The organism is Marinobacter sp. M1C (genome assembly GCF_023314135.1).
Lineage (GTDB): Bacteria > Pseudomonadota > Gammaproteobacteria > Pseudomonadales > Oleiphilaceae > Marinobacter.
Genome location: NZ_CP092289.1, coordinates 167575 through 182825, shown reverse-complemented (window position 1 = coordinate 182825; position 15251 = coordinate 167575). Strand labels below are relative to the sequence as shown.

The 15251-nt window shown below is 54.8% G+C and carries 13 protein-coding genes; 3 read left to right on the top strand and 10 right to left on the bottom strand.

The genetic code is table 11. The features are described from left to right. Nucleotides 1–109 precede the first annotated feature (109 nt). On the bottom strand, nucleotides 110–955 hold the full coding sequence (locus tag MIH19_RS00745; RefSeq protein WP_249007092.1) for a DUF547 domain-containing protein: 846 nt from the start codon (nucleotides 953–955) through the stop codon (nucleotides 110–112). A gap of 94 nt (nucleotides 956–1049) precedes the next feature. Then, nucleotides 1050–1742, bottom strand: coding sequence for a TVP38/TMEM64 family protein (locus MIH19_RS00740; protein ID WP_249007091.1), 693 nt, complete (start codon nucleotides 1740–1742; stop codon nucleotides 1050–1052). 139 nt (nucleotides 1743–1881) lie between these two features. On the opposite strand from MIH19_RS00740, the gene MIH19_RS00735 reads away from it, so the two are divergent. After that, nucleotides 1882–2475 (top strand): TetR/AcrR family transcriptional regulator, encoded by a 594-nt coding sequence (locus MIH19_RS00735; protein ID WP_249007090.1) that lies wholly within the window; start codon nucleotides 1882–1884, stop codon nucleotides 2473–2475. Nucleotides 2476–2498: 23 nt separating this feature from the next. Here MIH19_RS00735 and MIH19_RS00730 read toward each other — a convergent pair whose 3' ends face one another. The 4 genes from MIH19_RS00730 to MIH19_RS00715 form a co-directional block, all read right to left on the bottom strand. Continuing rightward, the gene (locus MIH19_RS00730) at nucleotides 2499–2693 is read right to left on the bottom strand and encodes a hypothetical protein (protein ID WP_249007089.1); all 195 of its coding nucleotides are present in this window, start codon (nucleotides 2691–2693) and stop codon (nucleotides 2499–2501) included. A gap of 16 nt (nucleotides 2694–2709) precedes the next feature. After that, nucleotides 2710–3921 (bottom strand): YeeE/YedE family protein, encoded by a 1212-nt coding sequence (locus MIH19_RS00725; RefSeq protein ID WP_249007088.1) that lies wholly within the window; start codon nucleotides 3919–3921, stop codon nucleotides 2710–2712. A gap of 36 nt (nucleotides 3922–3957) precedes the next feature. Then, complete coding sequence (locus MIH19_RS00720) at nucleotides 3958–4914, bottom strand: sulfurtransferase (RefSeq protein WP_249007087.1); 957 nt, start codon at nucleotides 4912–4914, stop codon at nucleotides 3958–3960. A 103-nt stretch (nucleotides 4915–5017) separates the two neighbouring features. Further along, nucleotides 5018–5653, bottom strand: a complete 636-nt coding sequence (locus tag MIH19_RS00715) for a YbhB/YbcL family Raf kinase inhibitor-like protein (protein ID WP_249007086.1) — start codon at nucleotides 5651–5653, stop codon at nucleotides 5018–5020. Nucleotides 5654–5829: 176 nt separating this feature from the next. Here MIH19_RS00715 and MIH19_RS00710 point away from each other — a divergent pair, with 176 nt between their 5' ends. Both MIH19_RS00710 and MIH19_RS00705 read left to right on the top strand, forming a co-directional pair. Further along, nucleotides 5830–6573, top strand: coding sequence for a fused MFS/spermidine synthase (locus MIH19_RS00710; RefSeq protein ID WP_249007085.1), 744 nt, complete (start codon nucleotides 5830–5832; stop codon nucleotides 6571–6573). A 211-nt stretch (nucleotides 6574–6784) separates the two neighbouring features. Beyond that, nucleotides 6785–8122: an NAD(P)/FAD-dependent oxidoreductase gene (locus tag MIH19_RS00705; protein ID WP_249007084.1), complete on the top strand. Its 1338-nt coding sequence runs from the start codon at nucleotides 6785–6787 to the stop codon at nucleotides 8120–8122. Nucleotides 8123–8161: 39 nt separating this feature from the next. Here the strand turns inward: MIH19_RS00705 and MIH19_RS00700 are convergent, their stop codons facing one another. From MIH19_RS00700 to fdhF, 4 genes are all read right to left on the bottom strand, one after another. Further along, entirely contained in the window at nucleotides 8162–10507 is a 2346-nt protein-coding gene (locus tag MIH19_RS00700; RefSeq protein ID WP_249007083.1) for an EAL domain-containing protein, read from the bottom strand. A gap of 744 nt (nucleotides 10508–11251) precedes the next feature. Beyond that, nucleotides 11252–11479 carry a formate dehydrogenase subunit delta gene (locus MIH19_RS00695; RefSeq protein ID WP_098420213.1) on the bottom strand — a complete coding sequence of 76 codons (228 nt, stop codon included), beginning with the start codon at nucleotides 11477–11479 and terminating at the stop codon, nucleotides 11252–11254. Then, nucleotides 11476–12348 carry a formate dehydrogenase accessory sulfurtransferase FdhD gene (gene fdhD, locus MIH19_RS00690; protein ID WP_249007082.1) on the bottom strand — a complete coding sequence of 291 codons (873 nt, stop codon included), beginning with the start codon at nucleotides 12346–12348 and terminating at the stop codon, nucleotides 11476–11478. Before fdhD ends, MIH19_RS00695 begins: the two co-directional genes overlap by 4 nt. Next, nucleotides 12329–15250, bottom strand: coding sequence for a formate dehydrogenase subunit alpha (fdhF, locus tag MIH19_RS00685; protein ID WP_249007081.1), 2922 nt, complete (start codon nucleotides 15248–15250; stop codon nucleotides 12329–12331). The genes fdhD and fdhF overlap by 20 nt, the downstream gene beginning before the upstream one ends. Nucleotide 15251: the final 1 nt, after the last annotated feature.

Below are 15251 nucleotides of genomic sequence, written 5' to 3'. Positions count from 1 at the left end.
TGATCCTTGCTCGGTCAGAAAATTCAAAAATTTGAATCTTCGGGACACATGACTTTGGTGAAAGTTACAGAAACTCCGAAAATAATAGGCGTTTTTTGGCGATCAATAACTAACGCAATTCGGGAAAGTTAGCTCGCAAGTTCAAAGCCCAGTCGTAGTTGATGAACTTTATACTCGATGTCCCGGCAACCCCTTTCACCACTGCAGAATCCGCCCATTCCTCAATAAAAGCCTTTGTGGAACCGGACGCCTCGCTGAAATCGTCCTGATACCACTTGAACAATTCCGTTACGTAGAGGGTATCGCCTTGTATCTTCAGGTGGCGGTCGGTATTCAATGCGCGCCGGGTATTCTCTGCCAGCAAGCCTTCAAGATTGTCAGCAGTATAGAGCGTGTTCCGCAGGGGTGGGCATCCGACAGAAGCACAGTTCACCGCAAAGTGAACCCGCGCATCCTTCCAGCCCCGGGATTGATAATCCTTACCCAGCAAAACGCCTTTTTCGATCTGGCTCAGGCTGAAGCGCTCCCCACCAATCACAAAGCTCTCCCGCTCAAAAACACTGTCGACAAACGGATTTACCCGGCCGCCGTAATCCCAGACGGATGAAACAAGATGGCCATCCGGCCTTTCGGTAAGAATCTGTTCGAGCATGAAAAAATTGTAGGCATTAACCCAGAAGGCCACGGACTCTTTCTGAGCCTCTAGGGCTCCAGTATCAAATTCCGCCAGAGCTTTGCGCTGCTGTTCCAGCGTCTGTGCCAAATCTGTATCCGCCAAGGCGGCTTGGTAATCAAAAGCAGAGACCAGCCCGTTACCGGGCAATGTCTCTTCAATAAGATAGTTGGATAAAAGGCTTTGGTAGGGTTGGTAGAGGCCAGGATTGATATCCGCCCATACCAGGCTTGGCAATAGAATCCATGCAAGAAAGCCTGTCACTAATCGATATCCACGCATAATCGCTCCCAAGTCAGTTTCGTCAGTAATACTTCAGAATCATGGCTACAGACAAAGACAACGCCGCTCTGTTACACAGGCGATGCTCGAAACCTCAGGTCTTAGTATCCAGGTGCAAAAAACGAGACAGCCGGGAGTGGGGGCGTCTGCCGAGATACAGCGGCAAGATGCTCATCACCACAAGGATGACGGCCGCGGCAACCACCGTCAGCACGGGACTGAGTTCAAAGCTGTGGCCCAGTCCGGCAAACACAAAGGTCATGGGGATCATGCCGAGGGTTGTCGCGAGCGCGTAGCGCCAGAACGATATCGCAGTGACACCGGCGGCATAACTGATCAGCGCAAACGAAAACAATGGGATCAGGCGCGTCAGCGTCACCGCCATGAACAGAAAACGCTGGGAACCGGTGGCTGAAAATACCGGGTTATCGCCCAGTTTGCGCCGAACAGCCTCACGCCCCAGTACCCGCGCCAGATAAAAAGCAATGATAGACCCGGCGAGGGCACCCGACACTGCGATTGCAGTTCCAGTGAACACGCCGTAAACGAGACCTGAAGCAGCACTGATGGGCAGTGTCGGAATCGGTCCGACAACCACCGCGAGGATCATCAACAGCATCAGCAACAGCGGCCCGGACATGCCCTGCTGGTTGAGCCAGTCAGCCAGCGCCTCTGGCGCCAGACTAACAGGCATACCCAGTTGACGAAGAAGCAGCCAAATGGCCCCCATTACGAGTACGACTATGATCAGAAAAGTGAGCCGGAAAGCCCATGGGGAACGGTTCATTAGAATATTCTACCGGCCACGTTGAGAGCGGGAGGGGTTTCCGGGAATTTTCAGCAGCATCATAACGGTACCTGTTACTGAGTGATCATTCAATATATAGTTGAACGAACATTCAAAACCGCAATTAACGGTGATATCCATGGCGAGAAGTCCCAGTTTTGATCGGGAAGCGGCCCTTGGCCAGGCCATTGGTCTGTTCTGGGAAAGGGGCTATCACTGCAGCTCAATGAAGCAGATTGAGCACGCACTGAATATGCGTCCCGGCAGCATCTACGCAACGTTTGGCAGCAAGGATGGCCTCTATTCTGAAGCTTTGGCCCGCTATGCCGAGGCTGGCGGTGCGGAGCTGGCAAAGCATATAGCGGGCTACGATTCCATTCTGGACGGGCTTAAAGGCTACCTGCGAAAAATCGCACGTGGCTGTATCAATAAAGACGAAATGCCCAGCCGGGCCTGTCTAATCGTTAAAACCCTGCTGGAGGCGAGCAACACACATACGGGGCATTCAAAACAGGCCCGGGAAATTCTTGCAGCCATCGAGCAATCTTTCTCGGAACTGCTGGAGAAAGCCAAACAACGGGGTGAACTGAAAGACGCAACAGACTGCGCCCGCCTGGCACGACTGATGCAAAGTCAGATCATGGGCCTGCGCTCTATTGCCGAGCGGAACCTCTCTGCCGGAGATCTGGAAGCGTTAGGCGACGATATGGCGCATATTCTTGACGCTTACTGACCCGGGACGGGCGATGACTGATGTCAGTCGCGGGTAGACGGGCAAGGCGCGCCACAGGGCGCGCAGGCTGATTCGTCTTTCTGCGACAGCGCGGTTTGCACATTGCCCTGGCCCGAGTTGAACGCAAACGTCGGGCTGTTCAGGTGGTCCACCACAATGAGCAGCAGAATCGCACCCAATAACGCCAGAACGCGACCTTTACGGTAAGCTGGATTCATAACTGTGCTCCCGTTGTCAGTTCGGCAGGCGGAACCAGGGCCGCAGGCGAATACCAATGTAAGACCCACCAAACGCGCAGGCAAACCAGATCCAGGCGTGCAGGCTGGCCGAACCAATACCTGAGAAGAGTGCACCGATATTGCAGCCAAAACCTAAGCGAGCACCGTAGCCCAGCAACAGGCCGCCCACCACCGCCGCCAGAAACGGGCGACCTTGCAGCTTGTTGCGACTGGCTTCGTTGAAACGATTAGCCAATCCTGCGGCCAGCATGGCGCCCAATAGCAGGCCAAAATTCATCACCGATGGAATGTTGGTGAGCAGCGAATCTTTCAAAGCCATGGCCGGGTATTCCCACTGCCAGAACTCAAACTGACCCATGTCAACGCCGATGGCTTGCAGTGCTTTAGCGCCCCATACGTTGAACGCAAAGGTGATGCTCCAGGGCGCCCCACCGATGGCCAGGGTAAGAATATTACCGGCGGCTAGAATCAGAATGGCCCAGGTGAACGGCCAACGGCCGGTTACCAGCGTGCGCCAGAAACCCTGACCTTTCTGTTTCCACAACAGCTCATCGCTGGCCACTTGGCCGTGGGCTTTGCGCTCAATGCGACTGACCCAGCGAGCAATCAATAGCAAGCCGACCAACTGCAGCACTATGGCGCCGGTAACGCCAAAACTCGCGACCAGCGGCACCGGGTCAAACCCGGGCTGATCCAGCCACCAGGGCAAGTGGATAGAACCCACCACCGTACCGATGATGAAGAATACCAGGGTGATGACCATCCGCAGATTGCCCGCACCTACAGTGAACAAGGTACCAGAGCCACAGCCACCACCCAGCTGCATGCCCAAACCAAAAATAAAGGAACCCACCACCAGTGAGGTGCCTACCGGCGCTACTGCACCAATCAAACCGGGTTGACCGCTGTAAAGCAGCGGCACCATCACAATGGAGGTTACCCCAAACAGCAGCAACTGAGCCCGCATGCCGGCGCCGCGCTTGTGCACAACAAGATTGCGCCATCCGGCGGTAAAACCAAACGCGCCCTGATACAACGCCATACCCAGCACAGTACCAATCGCAAACAGCGCTACCATGTACGGTGCGGTTTCCAGCCAGATTAATCCGCCCAGAAGGGCAAAACCGACCAGTGCTGTTACGACAACAAAACGATCTACCTGCCAGGGCGATTGAATCGCCGAAGTGGGGGCAGCAACTTCACTCATGCCATTCTCTCTTGCTGTCTAAAACATCACACGGAATCAATTAAATACGTCGAGCAGTTTCGCTAAACCTTTCTTCTCCGCCTGCATCGGCCGATCGCTGTTTTGAGACCACTCTGCCATGGAGCCGTCGTACAGCGCCACTTCGTCAAATCCGGCCAGTTCACTCAGCACAAACCAGTCGGTGGCGGCCCAGTGGGCGGTGTTGCAGAAGGCAATAGCGCGCTTGTCGCGATCCAGACTGGTGCTTTGCAGCTGGCCGGCAATGGTGTCGGAGTTCAGGTACCAGGCTTTGCCCTGCTGGCTGAGAAAGTTTTGATGGGGAAGATTCATCGCACCCGGAATGGTGCCAGCAGCTTTGGCCGCCGATGATTTTTCCTTACCGGTAAAATAGTCCGCCGGGCGGGCGTCTACCAGCTGGCCTTGATTCTGGCGAGCGTCGTCCACTTCCTCAAGCGTGGCCAGCAGCTTTGGTTGTAGCTCGCCTTTGAAAGCACCGAAAGGACGCTGGGCGCCTTCACCACTGGCCACTTCAAATCCGGCCTCATTCCAGCCGGCGAAGCCGCCGTTCAAAATGGTCACCGCATCGTGGCCCAGTACCTTGAAAGTCCAGTACACCCGGGCAGCACTGCCAAAGTCGGTGGGGCCGGTTCCGGCTGGCACAAGTACAACCGTGTCGCCATTATTGATGCCCAGACCGCTGATCAGTCGCTCCAGGCTGGACACCGGGGGCATAACACCAGTTACGCCATCACGGCTTTCACGCCAGCCATCGTCGGTGTAGCTGCTATAAACCGAGCCGGGAATGTGAGCCTTGCGAAACGCGCTGCGGTCGCCGCCGTTATCAATCCCGGAGCGGATATCGACAATAACCAGTTCAGACTGCTGGCGCTGCTGTTGCAGCCAGTCGGCATCTACCAATGGAGGTAAGTCGCTGGCAGCAGCTGTTGCCAGCGAGCTGAACAGAATAAGGAAGGAAACAAGAAAACGGGCCATAACACCACTCCAGACATAGGCTCAAACGAAGTGGCATTATGATCGTCACAAAAACGAATTAATACACAGATTTTTATTCTTTTTTAGCATAACCTAATCATAATCATTTCTGGCACTCGGGCAATTCGGGATTCAGCGTGTAGTGGCCAACCACCCGAGTGCTGTCTAGCACACGGCCTTTCATGGCCTTGCGTACCGCTTCGCCGTCAAACTCGCCGCTAAGGCCCAAAGACTCTACATCTAGCGCAAACACTTCATAATGATAGTGGTGCAGCAGTTCGTCGTTCCAGGGCGGGCACGGGCCGTCGTAGCCAAAGTAGGTGCCGGCCATATCCGGATTGCCTGCCAGAAACTGGGTGAAGTTGTTCACACCGCGCACGCCTACCGGGCCGCCGCCGAACTCTTTGCCCTTCGGAGTAACGCCGTCGCTGTCTTCGCCTTCCGGCAAGCAGCGCATCCGAGCAGGAATATCTATCAGCAGCCAGTGGAAGAAGTCCACCCGCGGAATGTCTTTGGAGATGGTTTTACCTTCCTGATTGGCATCGTCTGCGATGCTGGGGACATCTGGATCGAACATAATAATCGCAAAGCTGCGCGTGCCTTCCGGCACTTGATCCCAGACCATTTCCGGGCTGCGGTTGGCGCCAAAACTCATGTGGTCATCTTCATTGAACACGCCAAAGGCGAACTTCTCTGGCACCGCTTTACCGTCTTCAATTCCTGACACTGTCAGTTTCACGTCAAATTCTCCTTAGCCCTGACCGCCTTTGGTCAGCAATTGATCGTCAACGTTTTCCTCTCCATTGTGGCAGAATTACAGCGAATCTGTGATACAAAGGCCAACCATATAACAGCCATTTTTTATCAACGGTCACTTTTTAGTCATCACTACAGCATGGAACCATAGTCTGCCTTATGTTCAATAACGGAGAAATTATTCATCACGTGCGAGATGCCCTGGGCAGTGTGCTGGTCATTGACGAACGCAAACATCGTGTTCTCACATTTAACTCCATTTTTGAACAGAGCAAGATAGACCGCCGCACTCCCCACCTGCCCGTGCACGAATACAGTCGCGCCATGATGCTGCCTGCCGCCTTCTATATGCCGGCCCGGGTAACCGTTCTGGGCCTGGGTGGAGGCGCGCTGGCGAGTGCGTTTCATCATCTGAACCCCAAATGCACCGTACACGTGGTGGAACTGCGACAGATTGTGGTGGATGTGGCGCGAGAATTTTTCAGCCTGCCGCAAACCGACCGCATGCAGGTTACCGTCGCCGACGCCCGCGTTGCGCTGGAGCAAATGCCCGACGCCAGCAGCGATATGATCCTGGCCGACCTGTACAACGCCGACCGTATGAGCCCGGCCCAGTCACAGCGGGTTTTTATGGACAACTGCGCCCGGGTATTAACGGGCGACGGCTGGCTGGCGCTGAACTACCATCGCCCACCCGTACCCAACGACGCCTGGTTCCGCCAGTTGAAGAAGCATTTTCCGGTATTGCTGGTGTTCCGCAGCAAAACCAATAACACCGTGCTTTACGCCAGTAGGCAGCCGCTCGACACCATCAATGCCAAAGATCCGAAACTGAACGCTCTGGAGCGCACGCTGCCCATTGGCTGGCGGAAACTGATGACCAAAGTGCATTGGCTAGAATAAAAATGAGTCGCTTGGAATAACGCGCACGGCGCCTCTAATGTCTTTACAGGTGCAATAACTCAGCAACATTGCTTACGTGGTGTTCATTGTCTGCTGGCGCATGGCGCGTTAATATCACACGCTTGCTATGGGTCTCAGTCACGACAACAAAGCGCTTTTATACGGCAGTAGCAAGAGCGCTTTGTTTTCTTTTCTGTAAAGGCCCAATGCGATGATTGCTCCGAAAAATAAACCCAATAATAATAGTCCGCACCACATAGTCATCGTTGGCGGCGGTGCCGGCGGCCTTGAGCTGATCACCAGCCTTGGCAACACGCTGGGGAAAAAAGGCAAAGCCCGTATTACCCTGGTGGATGACGGTCTGACCCACGTTTGGAAACCTCTGCTGCACGAAGTTGCCTCCGGCTCCCTAGACGCCAATGCCAACGAAATCAATTACCGCGCCCACGCTCGCAAACATCATTACGAATTTCAGCTCGGCCGCATGAGCGGCCTGAACCGCGCCACTAAAACCCTGGTGGTTGCGCCGTTTATGGGTGAAGACGACGTAGAAGTCGTGCCCGAAAGGGAAATTGCCTACGACACGCTGGTGATTTCCGTAGGCAGTACCGCGAACGATTTTGGCACCCCCGGGGCACAGGAAAACTGCCTGTTTCTGGACAGTCTGATACAGGCCCGGCGCTTTCATAACCTGATGTTAAACGCATTTTTGCGTAAAAACCACGAAGCTCAGCAAGGCCGCCAACACCGCCTGCACATCAACATTATTGGCGCCGGCGCCACCGGTGTGGAGCTGGCAGCCGAATTGCGCCTGGCCTCGCGCGAACTGCCGGTGTACGGCATGAACCACCTGCGTGCGTCTGACGTGTCTATTTCAGTGATTGAAGCGGCCGACCGTATTTTGCCTGCGCTGCCCACACGACTGTCTTCTGCGGCAACTCGCGAGCTGGAACATCAGCACGTAAAGGTGCTGACGGGCCAACCGGTCAGCGAAATAAAAAAAGATATTATTGTGATGAAAGACGGCACCGAGCTGCCATCCGACATGACCATCTGGGCCGCTGGCATCAAAGCACCTGTGTTTCTGAGTAAACTGGAAGGTATGGAAGTGAATCGTAGTAATCAATTGGTGGTGCTACAAACCCTGCAAACCACCAATGACACGGATATTTTTGCTCTTGGCGATTGCGCCGCCTGTCCTCAACCAGGTTCAGAACGCCCGGTACCTCCTCGCGCCCAGGCTGCACACCAGCAGGCCGACGCGCTATTCAAAACTCTGTGCAACCGCCTGCAAGGCAAAGCAGCTGTGCCATTTGTATACAACGACCACGGCTCTTTGATCAACTTCAGCCGCTACACCACCGTAGGTAACCTGATGGGTAGTTTGTCGGGGCGCAGCATGTACATTGAAGGCAAGGTAGCGCGACTGTTTTACGTGTCTTTGTATCGCATGCATCAGGTGGCCCTGCACGGTTTCCTGCGTACCGGCGTTATCTGGTTGATGGACAAAATTAGCCGTGCGATGCAGCCGCGTTTAAAGCTGCACTGAGGTTTTCAGAGGCGGATTGTATTGCCGAGCTGAAATCGATTAACGCTTCTGATAAGCCTCGGCCCAGGCCAGAGCAGCGATTGCAGGAAGGGGTTTTGTATAGAAAAAACCCTGAGCCTGCTCACAACCCATTTCGATCAGTTTGTCCTGCATGGCCAAGGTTTCAATGCCCTCTGCCACGACTCGGCGATTAAAGTTTTTTGACAAGCTGATGATGGATTTTACGATCATCTCATCATCCGCATTGTTGAGCATGTCGCTAACAAACGAACGGTCGATCTTGATTTCCTGCGCCGGCAGGCGACGAAAATGGTCTAGCGAGGAATAGCCGGTACCAAAATCATCCAGGGATACTTGCACGCCCAGATCCCGGCATTGCAACAGAATGCCCATGATTCTTCCCGGATCATTTAACGCCGTGGTTTCCAGCAGCTCAATAATCAGGCGCGAGCGTACATCTGAATCGCAACCCTGCAAAGCCACCTGTAAATCCTCTACCAACCTATCGCTAAGAAGGTGCGTAGGGCTCAGGTTGATACTCAGTGAATAAGGCAACCCCAGCTGTTTCCAGTGCTGCAGCTTGGCCACAGCATCTGCAATGACAAACCGGCCTACCGCCGCGGCGTATTCAGTGTGCTCCAATTGTGGCAAAAATCTGATCGGCCCAAGTAACCCTTTCTCTGGGTGATTCCAGCGAATCAAGGCCTCGAAGCCTTCCACCTGATGGTTAGCCAGAACAATTTTAGGTTGCAGGTACATTTCAAACTGGCTTTCGCCCAGCGCCTTGGCGGTTTGCTCTAAAACCCGCCCCTGCTCAACCCGGCTCACGTACGTTTCGAAATCAAAAATGCTGTAGCGATTGCGACCGGCATCTTTTGCCGCGTACATAGCCTGATCAGCATGCCTCAAGAGCAGATCCGATGCGGACTGGTCTCTTGGGTATAAGGTAACACCCATACTGGCCGCAAGATTAAGCGTGACACCCTGGTGGTTTATCGGGCGCCGAATCGCTTCAAGCATACGCTCGTAAACCGCGTTATTTTCGACATCACGGATAATGGCTACGAATTCATCACCCCCCAAGCGGGCGATAATGTCGCACTCGCGAAGAACGTGCTGAAGCCGCGCAGCAACGGTTTTCAAAACCGCATCGCCTACTGAGTGACCGTAGTTGTCATTTATCTCTTTAAAACAGTCCAGGTCAATAAAGCAAATGGACAGGGCGCCTTGGCGCTGGTCTGCGAGCGTCAGCTCCTGTTCGAACAGTTCGGTTAACCGCCTGCGATTGGGCAAACCTGTCAGAGAATCGAAATTTGCTGCCTGTTCAAGACCTTTCTGGTGTTCCTGCCGCTCCTTGTACATGCGCTTACGCTCAATCAACTGGCCCACCGTCTGCAGCAGTGGTTCAAGCTCGATGGCCAATTTTTTGGTATACCCCTCCGGGCGATTGGCAAGCCCCACCAAACCAACGCGGTTATCGCCGGAAAATATGGGAACGCCCATGTAGCGGGTAATCTGCGGGTGGCCGGGTGGCAATCCCGCAGCCTGGCTATCGCTTTCAAACCCGTCACTGATCAACACGTCGTCTGACAGCATTGATGTATCGATCAGGCTATTCAGCCGTTCAAACAACAAACCGCTTGTTTTGCGCTGCTGAGAGCGGTCTGCTGATTCCGGGCTCCACGAAATATCGGTTATGGCGCCTACGCGCAGATAAGGGCTATTGTAGCTATTAGTCAGCACCTCGCCGATAAATCCGAACTGGCTGTCGGTCAACACCAGCAGATCGCTTAACAAAATTTCAAACACGGCGTCCTGATCATCATCTGTGTGGAAAGTGTTCTGGGCACGCTGAATGGCGCGGTTCAACCGCGACACTGGAACCTGCGTCTGATACTGCGACGCGTGGTAAAAACGTTCCACTTCATCTTCAATCAAGCTGGCAAGCGCTCTTAATACATCCAGCTCGTGTTCCGGAATGTCACGCGGTTTACGATCCAAAATGCACAGAGTGCCAATTTTGAACCCACCGGGCTCCCGCACGGGCATACCGGCATAAAACCGGATGTGTGGTTCACCCGTTACCATAGAGTTGCTGCAAAAGCGCTCATCTTTGGCCGCGTCGGCGACGACGAACACCGAATCCTGTCTGATGGTTTGGTCGCAAAAAGCGCCGCAGCGAGGTGTCTCACTGACATCCAGACCACGTCTGGATTTGAACCATTGCCGCTTTTCATCCAACAGCGAAAACAGGGCAATAGGGGTTTTGTAGAAGCGCCGCGCTAGGTTAATCAGGCGATCGAAGCGTTCTTCTGAACCTGTGTCCATGATCGCCAGTCGCTCGAGTGCGGCGAGGCGGCGTTTTTCCCGAGTTACGGGGTCCATAAACTTCTTCCCATAGTGTCGGGTAGATAGTGCCGGGTAGATAATGTTGCGGCCGTCTAAATCGACCGCTACGTAATATTACGACTGAACCCAATACCCGGTTTAAAGTGCTCTCGGCGCCAAGCCTTCGCTATAAGCACTTATCCACAGACTGTTTGCCATGCACAGTGATACTGACCGAGCTCGGCAGGCGCAGGCGTACCATTAACAATACCATGAATTTCACAGTTTGAACGTTGGGTAAGCTGAGCCAGGCTGCACACTTCACAGCCTCCAATGCAAAACCACGACCATACTCACTGGTGCGCGCAGCATTAATTGCCATGAATTAGCTTGCTATGTACATGACTATAGATCCTCTGCCAGGCAAGGGTATCGAGTTCATGACGGAATTTTGCGGGAATGTCACAGGTCGACCGGAGCCCTGACCAGTCATTGGGTTAACCGGTGCTGTTTCTCGATTTCACACAGGAACTACAGGAACTACAACCGGCCTGCATAGAAATTGGTATACCCGTCGACGAAACCGGCTGCAATCCGGCTTAGAGACAGCGGCAAAAAGGCTGGTTTTTGGATACTATTTTGGGTAGCGGTAGTTTATGCCTGGTCAATCCGCGAGGTTAACCTCTTGAAAAAATGACACTTTCAGGCACTTCCTTTTACCCCTTATGACACATCCGCGATAGAGCCTGGCGCTGGCAAAAGGGGATAGCAACGTACGCGACGCTGTGGTGCAGCAGAAAGCTAAGATACAGCTTGCAGCTTAGCGATGGTTTTTTGCGCCAACGGCGACAACTCCGCTCCTTCGCTGTTGGCGTAAGCGATCACCTGCTGCTTCATGCTCCGAGCCCAGAATTTCTGTAGGTGGCCGGCGGCAACGTCGGTCACCTGGTCGTCGTCACCATGATGTAAATTGTTGGCAATAATTTGGTCGATCATTTTGATCAGGTTGGTTAATTGCTGGTCACTCACAATGTATTCTCCTGAGCGGTGTCATCGCTTCCGGTGTAGATGACGTGGCGGCCCGGGCGGGCAAAGCCGATAAGGTTCATGCCGCTTTCGCGGGCTTCTCGGATAGCAAGCGCCGTTGGCGCGGATACCGCCACCAACGTGCTGATGCCAACGCTGGCGCTTTTCTGCACCATTTCAAAACTGGCGCGGCTGGAGATCAACGCGAAACCTTTGTCAAAAGCCTGATCGCCACCCTCACTCAAGCGAGCTCCGATCAACTTATCCAAGGCGTTATGGCGGCCAACGTCTTCTCGTGCCTGAACAATCTGCCCGCGGCTATCGCACCAGGCAGCCCCGTGGGTCGCGCCGGTTTGCGACTGCAACGGCTGATAATTTTTCAAGCTATGAAGCGCGGCCTGAACCGCGTCGTCTGCGGGCAACGGCTGCACCGGAACCCGGGCAATAGCCCGCGCAACGTGGGCCAAAGATTCGGTACCGCAAAGCCCGCAACCGGTGCGCCCCACCATGTTACGGCGCTGCTCGCGCAAGCGTGCATAGCAGTCGCCGGCAATGTGCATGTCTATTTCCACGCCGTCTGGCGTGGGTTTTATCTCGATGCTGAACAATTGTTCTGGTTTTTCAAGAATACCTTCACTGATACTGAAACCCAGAGCAAAGTCTTCCAGATCACAGGGCGACGCCATCATCACCGCATGGGAAACGCCGTTGTAGACCATAGCCACCGGCACTTCTTCGGCGACCCGATCCTGCCCAGGGCCACGTTCAATGCCTCCGCGCACGCTTACCGCCGCCGCACTTACCGGTGAGGGACACTCACCAGTAAGTGCGGCCATGGCATCAGGCGACCCGTTATTTGAGGGCGCTTGCATGGACATCACCCGAATGCTCCATAGCCGATTTCGCAAAGTCCAGCTGGCGCTTGTCGAAGTCGACAAAGTTGCGCTGCCAGTCAGACGGCTGGGACACTTTTTCAACCTGCACCGCGGTCACCTTGTACTCCGGGCAGTTGGTGGCCCAATCCGAGTTGTCGGTGGTAATGACGTTGGCGCCGCTGCCCGGGTGATGGAAGGTGGTGAAGACCACGCCGGGTAGCATGCGGGTACTAAGCTTCGCCCGCAGCACGGTGTGGCCTACGCGGCTACTGATACCCAGCCAGTCGCCTTCTTTTACACCGCGCAATTCAGCATCACTGGGGTGCAGTTCCAGCAGGTCTTCCTCGTGCCAATCGCTGTTCTTTGTGCGCCGTGTTTGAGCGCCCACATTGTACTGCGACAATATGCGCCCGGTGGTCAGCAGCAGCGGGAAGCGACGGCTGGAACGTTCTTCGGTGGCCAAGTATTCGGTCACCGCAAAGCGACCCTTGCCAATGGGAAAGTCCAGAGTGTGCATGGTTGGCGTGCCGTCTGGATGCTCATCGTTACACGGCCACTGAATGCTGCCCAGCCGTTCCAGCTTGTCGTAATTTACGCCGGTAAAGGTGGGCGTTAGCGAGGCAATTTCATCCATGATTTCTGAAGGATGGTTGTAGTGCATCGGGTAACCCAAGGCGTTCGACAGCGCCACGGTGACTTCCCAGTCTTCCATGCCGGCAATCGGCTCCATCACTTTGCGCACGCGGTTGATGCGGCGCTCGGCGTTGGTGAAAGTGCCGTTCTTTTCCAGAAAGGTCGAACCCGGCAGCAACACGTGAGCAAATTTGGCGGTTTCGTTCAGGAAAATATCCTGCACAATCAGGCAGTCCAGTGCTTTTAAAGCGGCTTCCACATGGTGGGTGTTGGGGTCTGATTGGGCGATATCCTCGCCCTGCACATACAACGCTTTGAAGGTACCGGCGATGGCGGCGTCAAACATGTTGGGAATGCGCAGCCCGGGCTCGTGGTCAATTTCCACACCCCACACCGCCTTAAAGCGTTCTCGCACTTCCGGGTCACTTACGTGCTGGTAACCCGGCAATTCGTGGGGGAAAGACCCCATATCGCAGGAGCCCTGCACGTTGTTCTGGCCCCGCAGCGGGTTCACACCGCCGCCTTCGCGGCCGATGTTGCCGGTGGCCAGCGCCAGGTTGGCAATGCCCATCACCATAGTAGAACCCTGGCTGTGCTCGGTAACGCCAAGGCCATAGTAAATCGCACCATTTTCGGCTTCGGCGTAAATTCGCGCCGCTTCCCGAACCTTGGCAGCCGGTACGCCGGTGACTTCTTCCATGGCTTCCGGAGAGTTACGCTCCTCGGCAATAAAGGTGCGCCAGGCGTTATAGGCCTCCGTATCGCAACGGCTGTTTATAAACTCTTTGTCTTCCAGGCCCTCGGTTATCACCACATGAGCCATGGCGTTTACCATGGCCACGTTAGTGCCGGGGCGCAGCGGTAAGTGCAGACCTTCGTCGGCGTGGGGTGTTTTCAAAACGTCGATGCGGCGTGGATCAATCACCACCAGCTTGGCACCTTGGCGCAAGCGCCGGCGCATCAGCGAACCGAACACCGGGTGAGCGTCAGTGGGGTTAGCACCAATCACCACAATGGCGTCGGCTTTCATCACTGAATCAAAAGTCTGGGTGCCGGCGGACTCGCCCAAGGTGGTTTTTAAGCCGTAACCGGTGGGGGAATGACACACTCGCGCGCAGGTGTCGGTGTTGTTGTTGCCAAACGCCGTCCGCACCAGCTTTTGCACCAGATAGGTCTCTTCGTTGGTGCAGCGTGAAGACGTAATGCCACCAATGCTTTCACGGCCGAACTCGGCCTGAATACCTTTGAGCTTTTTGGCGGAAAACGCCAATGCTTCGTCCCAGGACACCACTTGCCACGGATCGTTTATTGATTCGCGAATCATCGGTTCTTTGATGCGATCTTTATGGGTGGCATAACCAAAAGCAAAACGGCCTTTCACACAAGAGTGGCCGTGGTTCGCCTCGCCGCCTTTGTAGGGCACCATGCGCACCACTTCTTCGCCTTTCATTTCGGCTTTGAACGAGCAACCCACGCCACAGTAGGCGCAGGTGGTGATCACGCTGTGTTCCGGCTGGCCGGCGTCGATCACGCTCTTTTCCATCAGCGTGGAGGTGGGGCAAGCTTGCACACAAGCGCCACAAGACACGCATTCGGAATCCATAAACGGCTCGTTCTGGCTGGCAGAGACGATGGAATCAAAACCGCGACCTTCGATAGTCAGCGCAAACGTGCCCTGCACTTCTTCACAGGCGCGCACGCAGCGTGAACACACGATGCACTTGCTGGGGTCGAAACTGAAGTAGGGGTTTGAATCGTCAATTTCTGCATCTAAATGATTCTTGCCATCAAAACCGTAACGCACTTCCCGCAGGCCCACAACACCGGCCACGTCCTGCAATTCGCAGTCACCGTTGGCCGGACACGTCAGGCAGTCCAACGGGTGGTCAGAAATATACAGCTCCATGATATTACGGCGCAATTTTGCCAGTTTTCCGGTCTGAGTGGTCACGTCCATGCCTTCAGACACCGACGTGGTGCACGAAGCCGGGTAGCCGCGGCGACCTTCGATCTCTACCGCGCACAAGCGACACGAGCCAAAAGGTTCCAGGTTGTCAGACGCGCACAGTTTGGGGATGTTGATGCCAGCCAGCGCCGCCGCCCGAAGTACCGAGGTGCCTTCGGGTACGGCAATCTCGCGACCGTCGATAGACACCGTCACCAGGGTTTCGGAAACCCTTGCCGGAGTACCAAAATCAAAATCGGGGTTCAGGATACTTTTACCGGCTTCGTAGCTTTGGGTGCCGGGGTCATAATAATTCAACATG

What these genes read in the sequence shown, in the direction of transcription:
- MIH19_RS00745 (WP_249007092.1), bottom strand. Translation starts at nt 955, where the DNA reads ATGCGTGGATATCGATTAGTGACAGGCTTTCTTGCATGGATTCTATTG.
- MIH19_RS00740 (WP_249007091.1), bottom strand. Translation starts at nt 1,742, where the DNA reads ATGAACCGTTCCCCATGGGCTTTCCGGCTCACTTTTCTGATCATAGTC.
- MIH19_RS00735 (WP_249007090.1), top strand. Translation starts at nt 1,882, where the DNA reads ATGGCGAGAAGTCCCAGTTTTGATCGGGAAGCGGCCCTTGGCCAGGCC.
- MIH19_RS00730 (WP_249007089.1), bottom strand. Translation starts at nt 2,693, where the DNA reads ATGAATCCAGCTTACCGTAAAGGTCGCGTTCTGGCGTTATTGGGTGCG.
- MIH19_RS00725 (WP_249007088.1), bottom strand. Translation starts at nt 3,921, where the DNA reads ATGAGTGAAGTTGCTGCCCCCACTTCGGCGATTCAATCGCCCTGGCAG.
- MIH19_RS00720 (WP_249007087.1), bottom strand. Translation starts at nt 4,914, where the DNA reads ATGGCCCGTTTTCTTGTTTCCTTCCTTATTCTGTTCAGCTCGCTGGCA.
- MIH19_RS00710 (WP_249007085.1), top strand. Translation starts at nt 5,830, where the DNA reads ATGTTCAATAACGGAGAAATTATTCATCACGTGCGAGATGCCCTGGGC.
- MIH19_RS00705 (WP_249007084.1), top strand. Translation starts at nt 6,785, where the DNA reads ATGATTGCTCCGAAAAATAAACCCAATAATAATAGTCCGCACCACATA.
- MIH19_RS00700 (WP_249007083.1), bottom strand. Translation starts at nt 10,507, where the DNA reads ATGGACCCCGTAACTCGGGAAAAACGCCGCCTCGCCGCACTCGAGCGA.
- fdhD (WP_249007082.1), bottom strand. Translation starts at nt 12,348, where the DNA reads ATGCAAGCGCCCTCAAATAACGGGTCGCCTGATGCCATGGCCGCACTT.
- fdhF (WP_249007081.1), bottom strand. Translation starts at nt 15,250, where the DNA reads ATGTTGAATTATTATGACCCCGGCACCCAAAGCTACGAAGCCGGTAAA.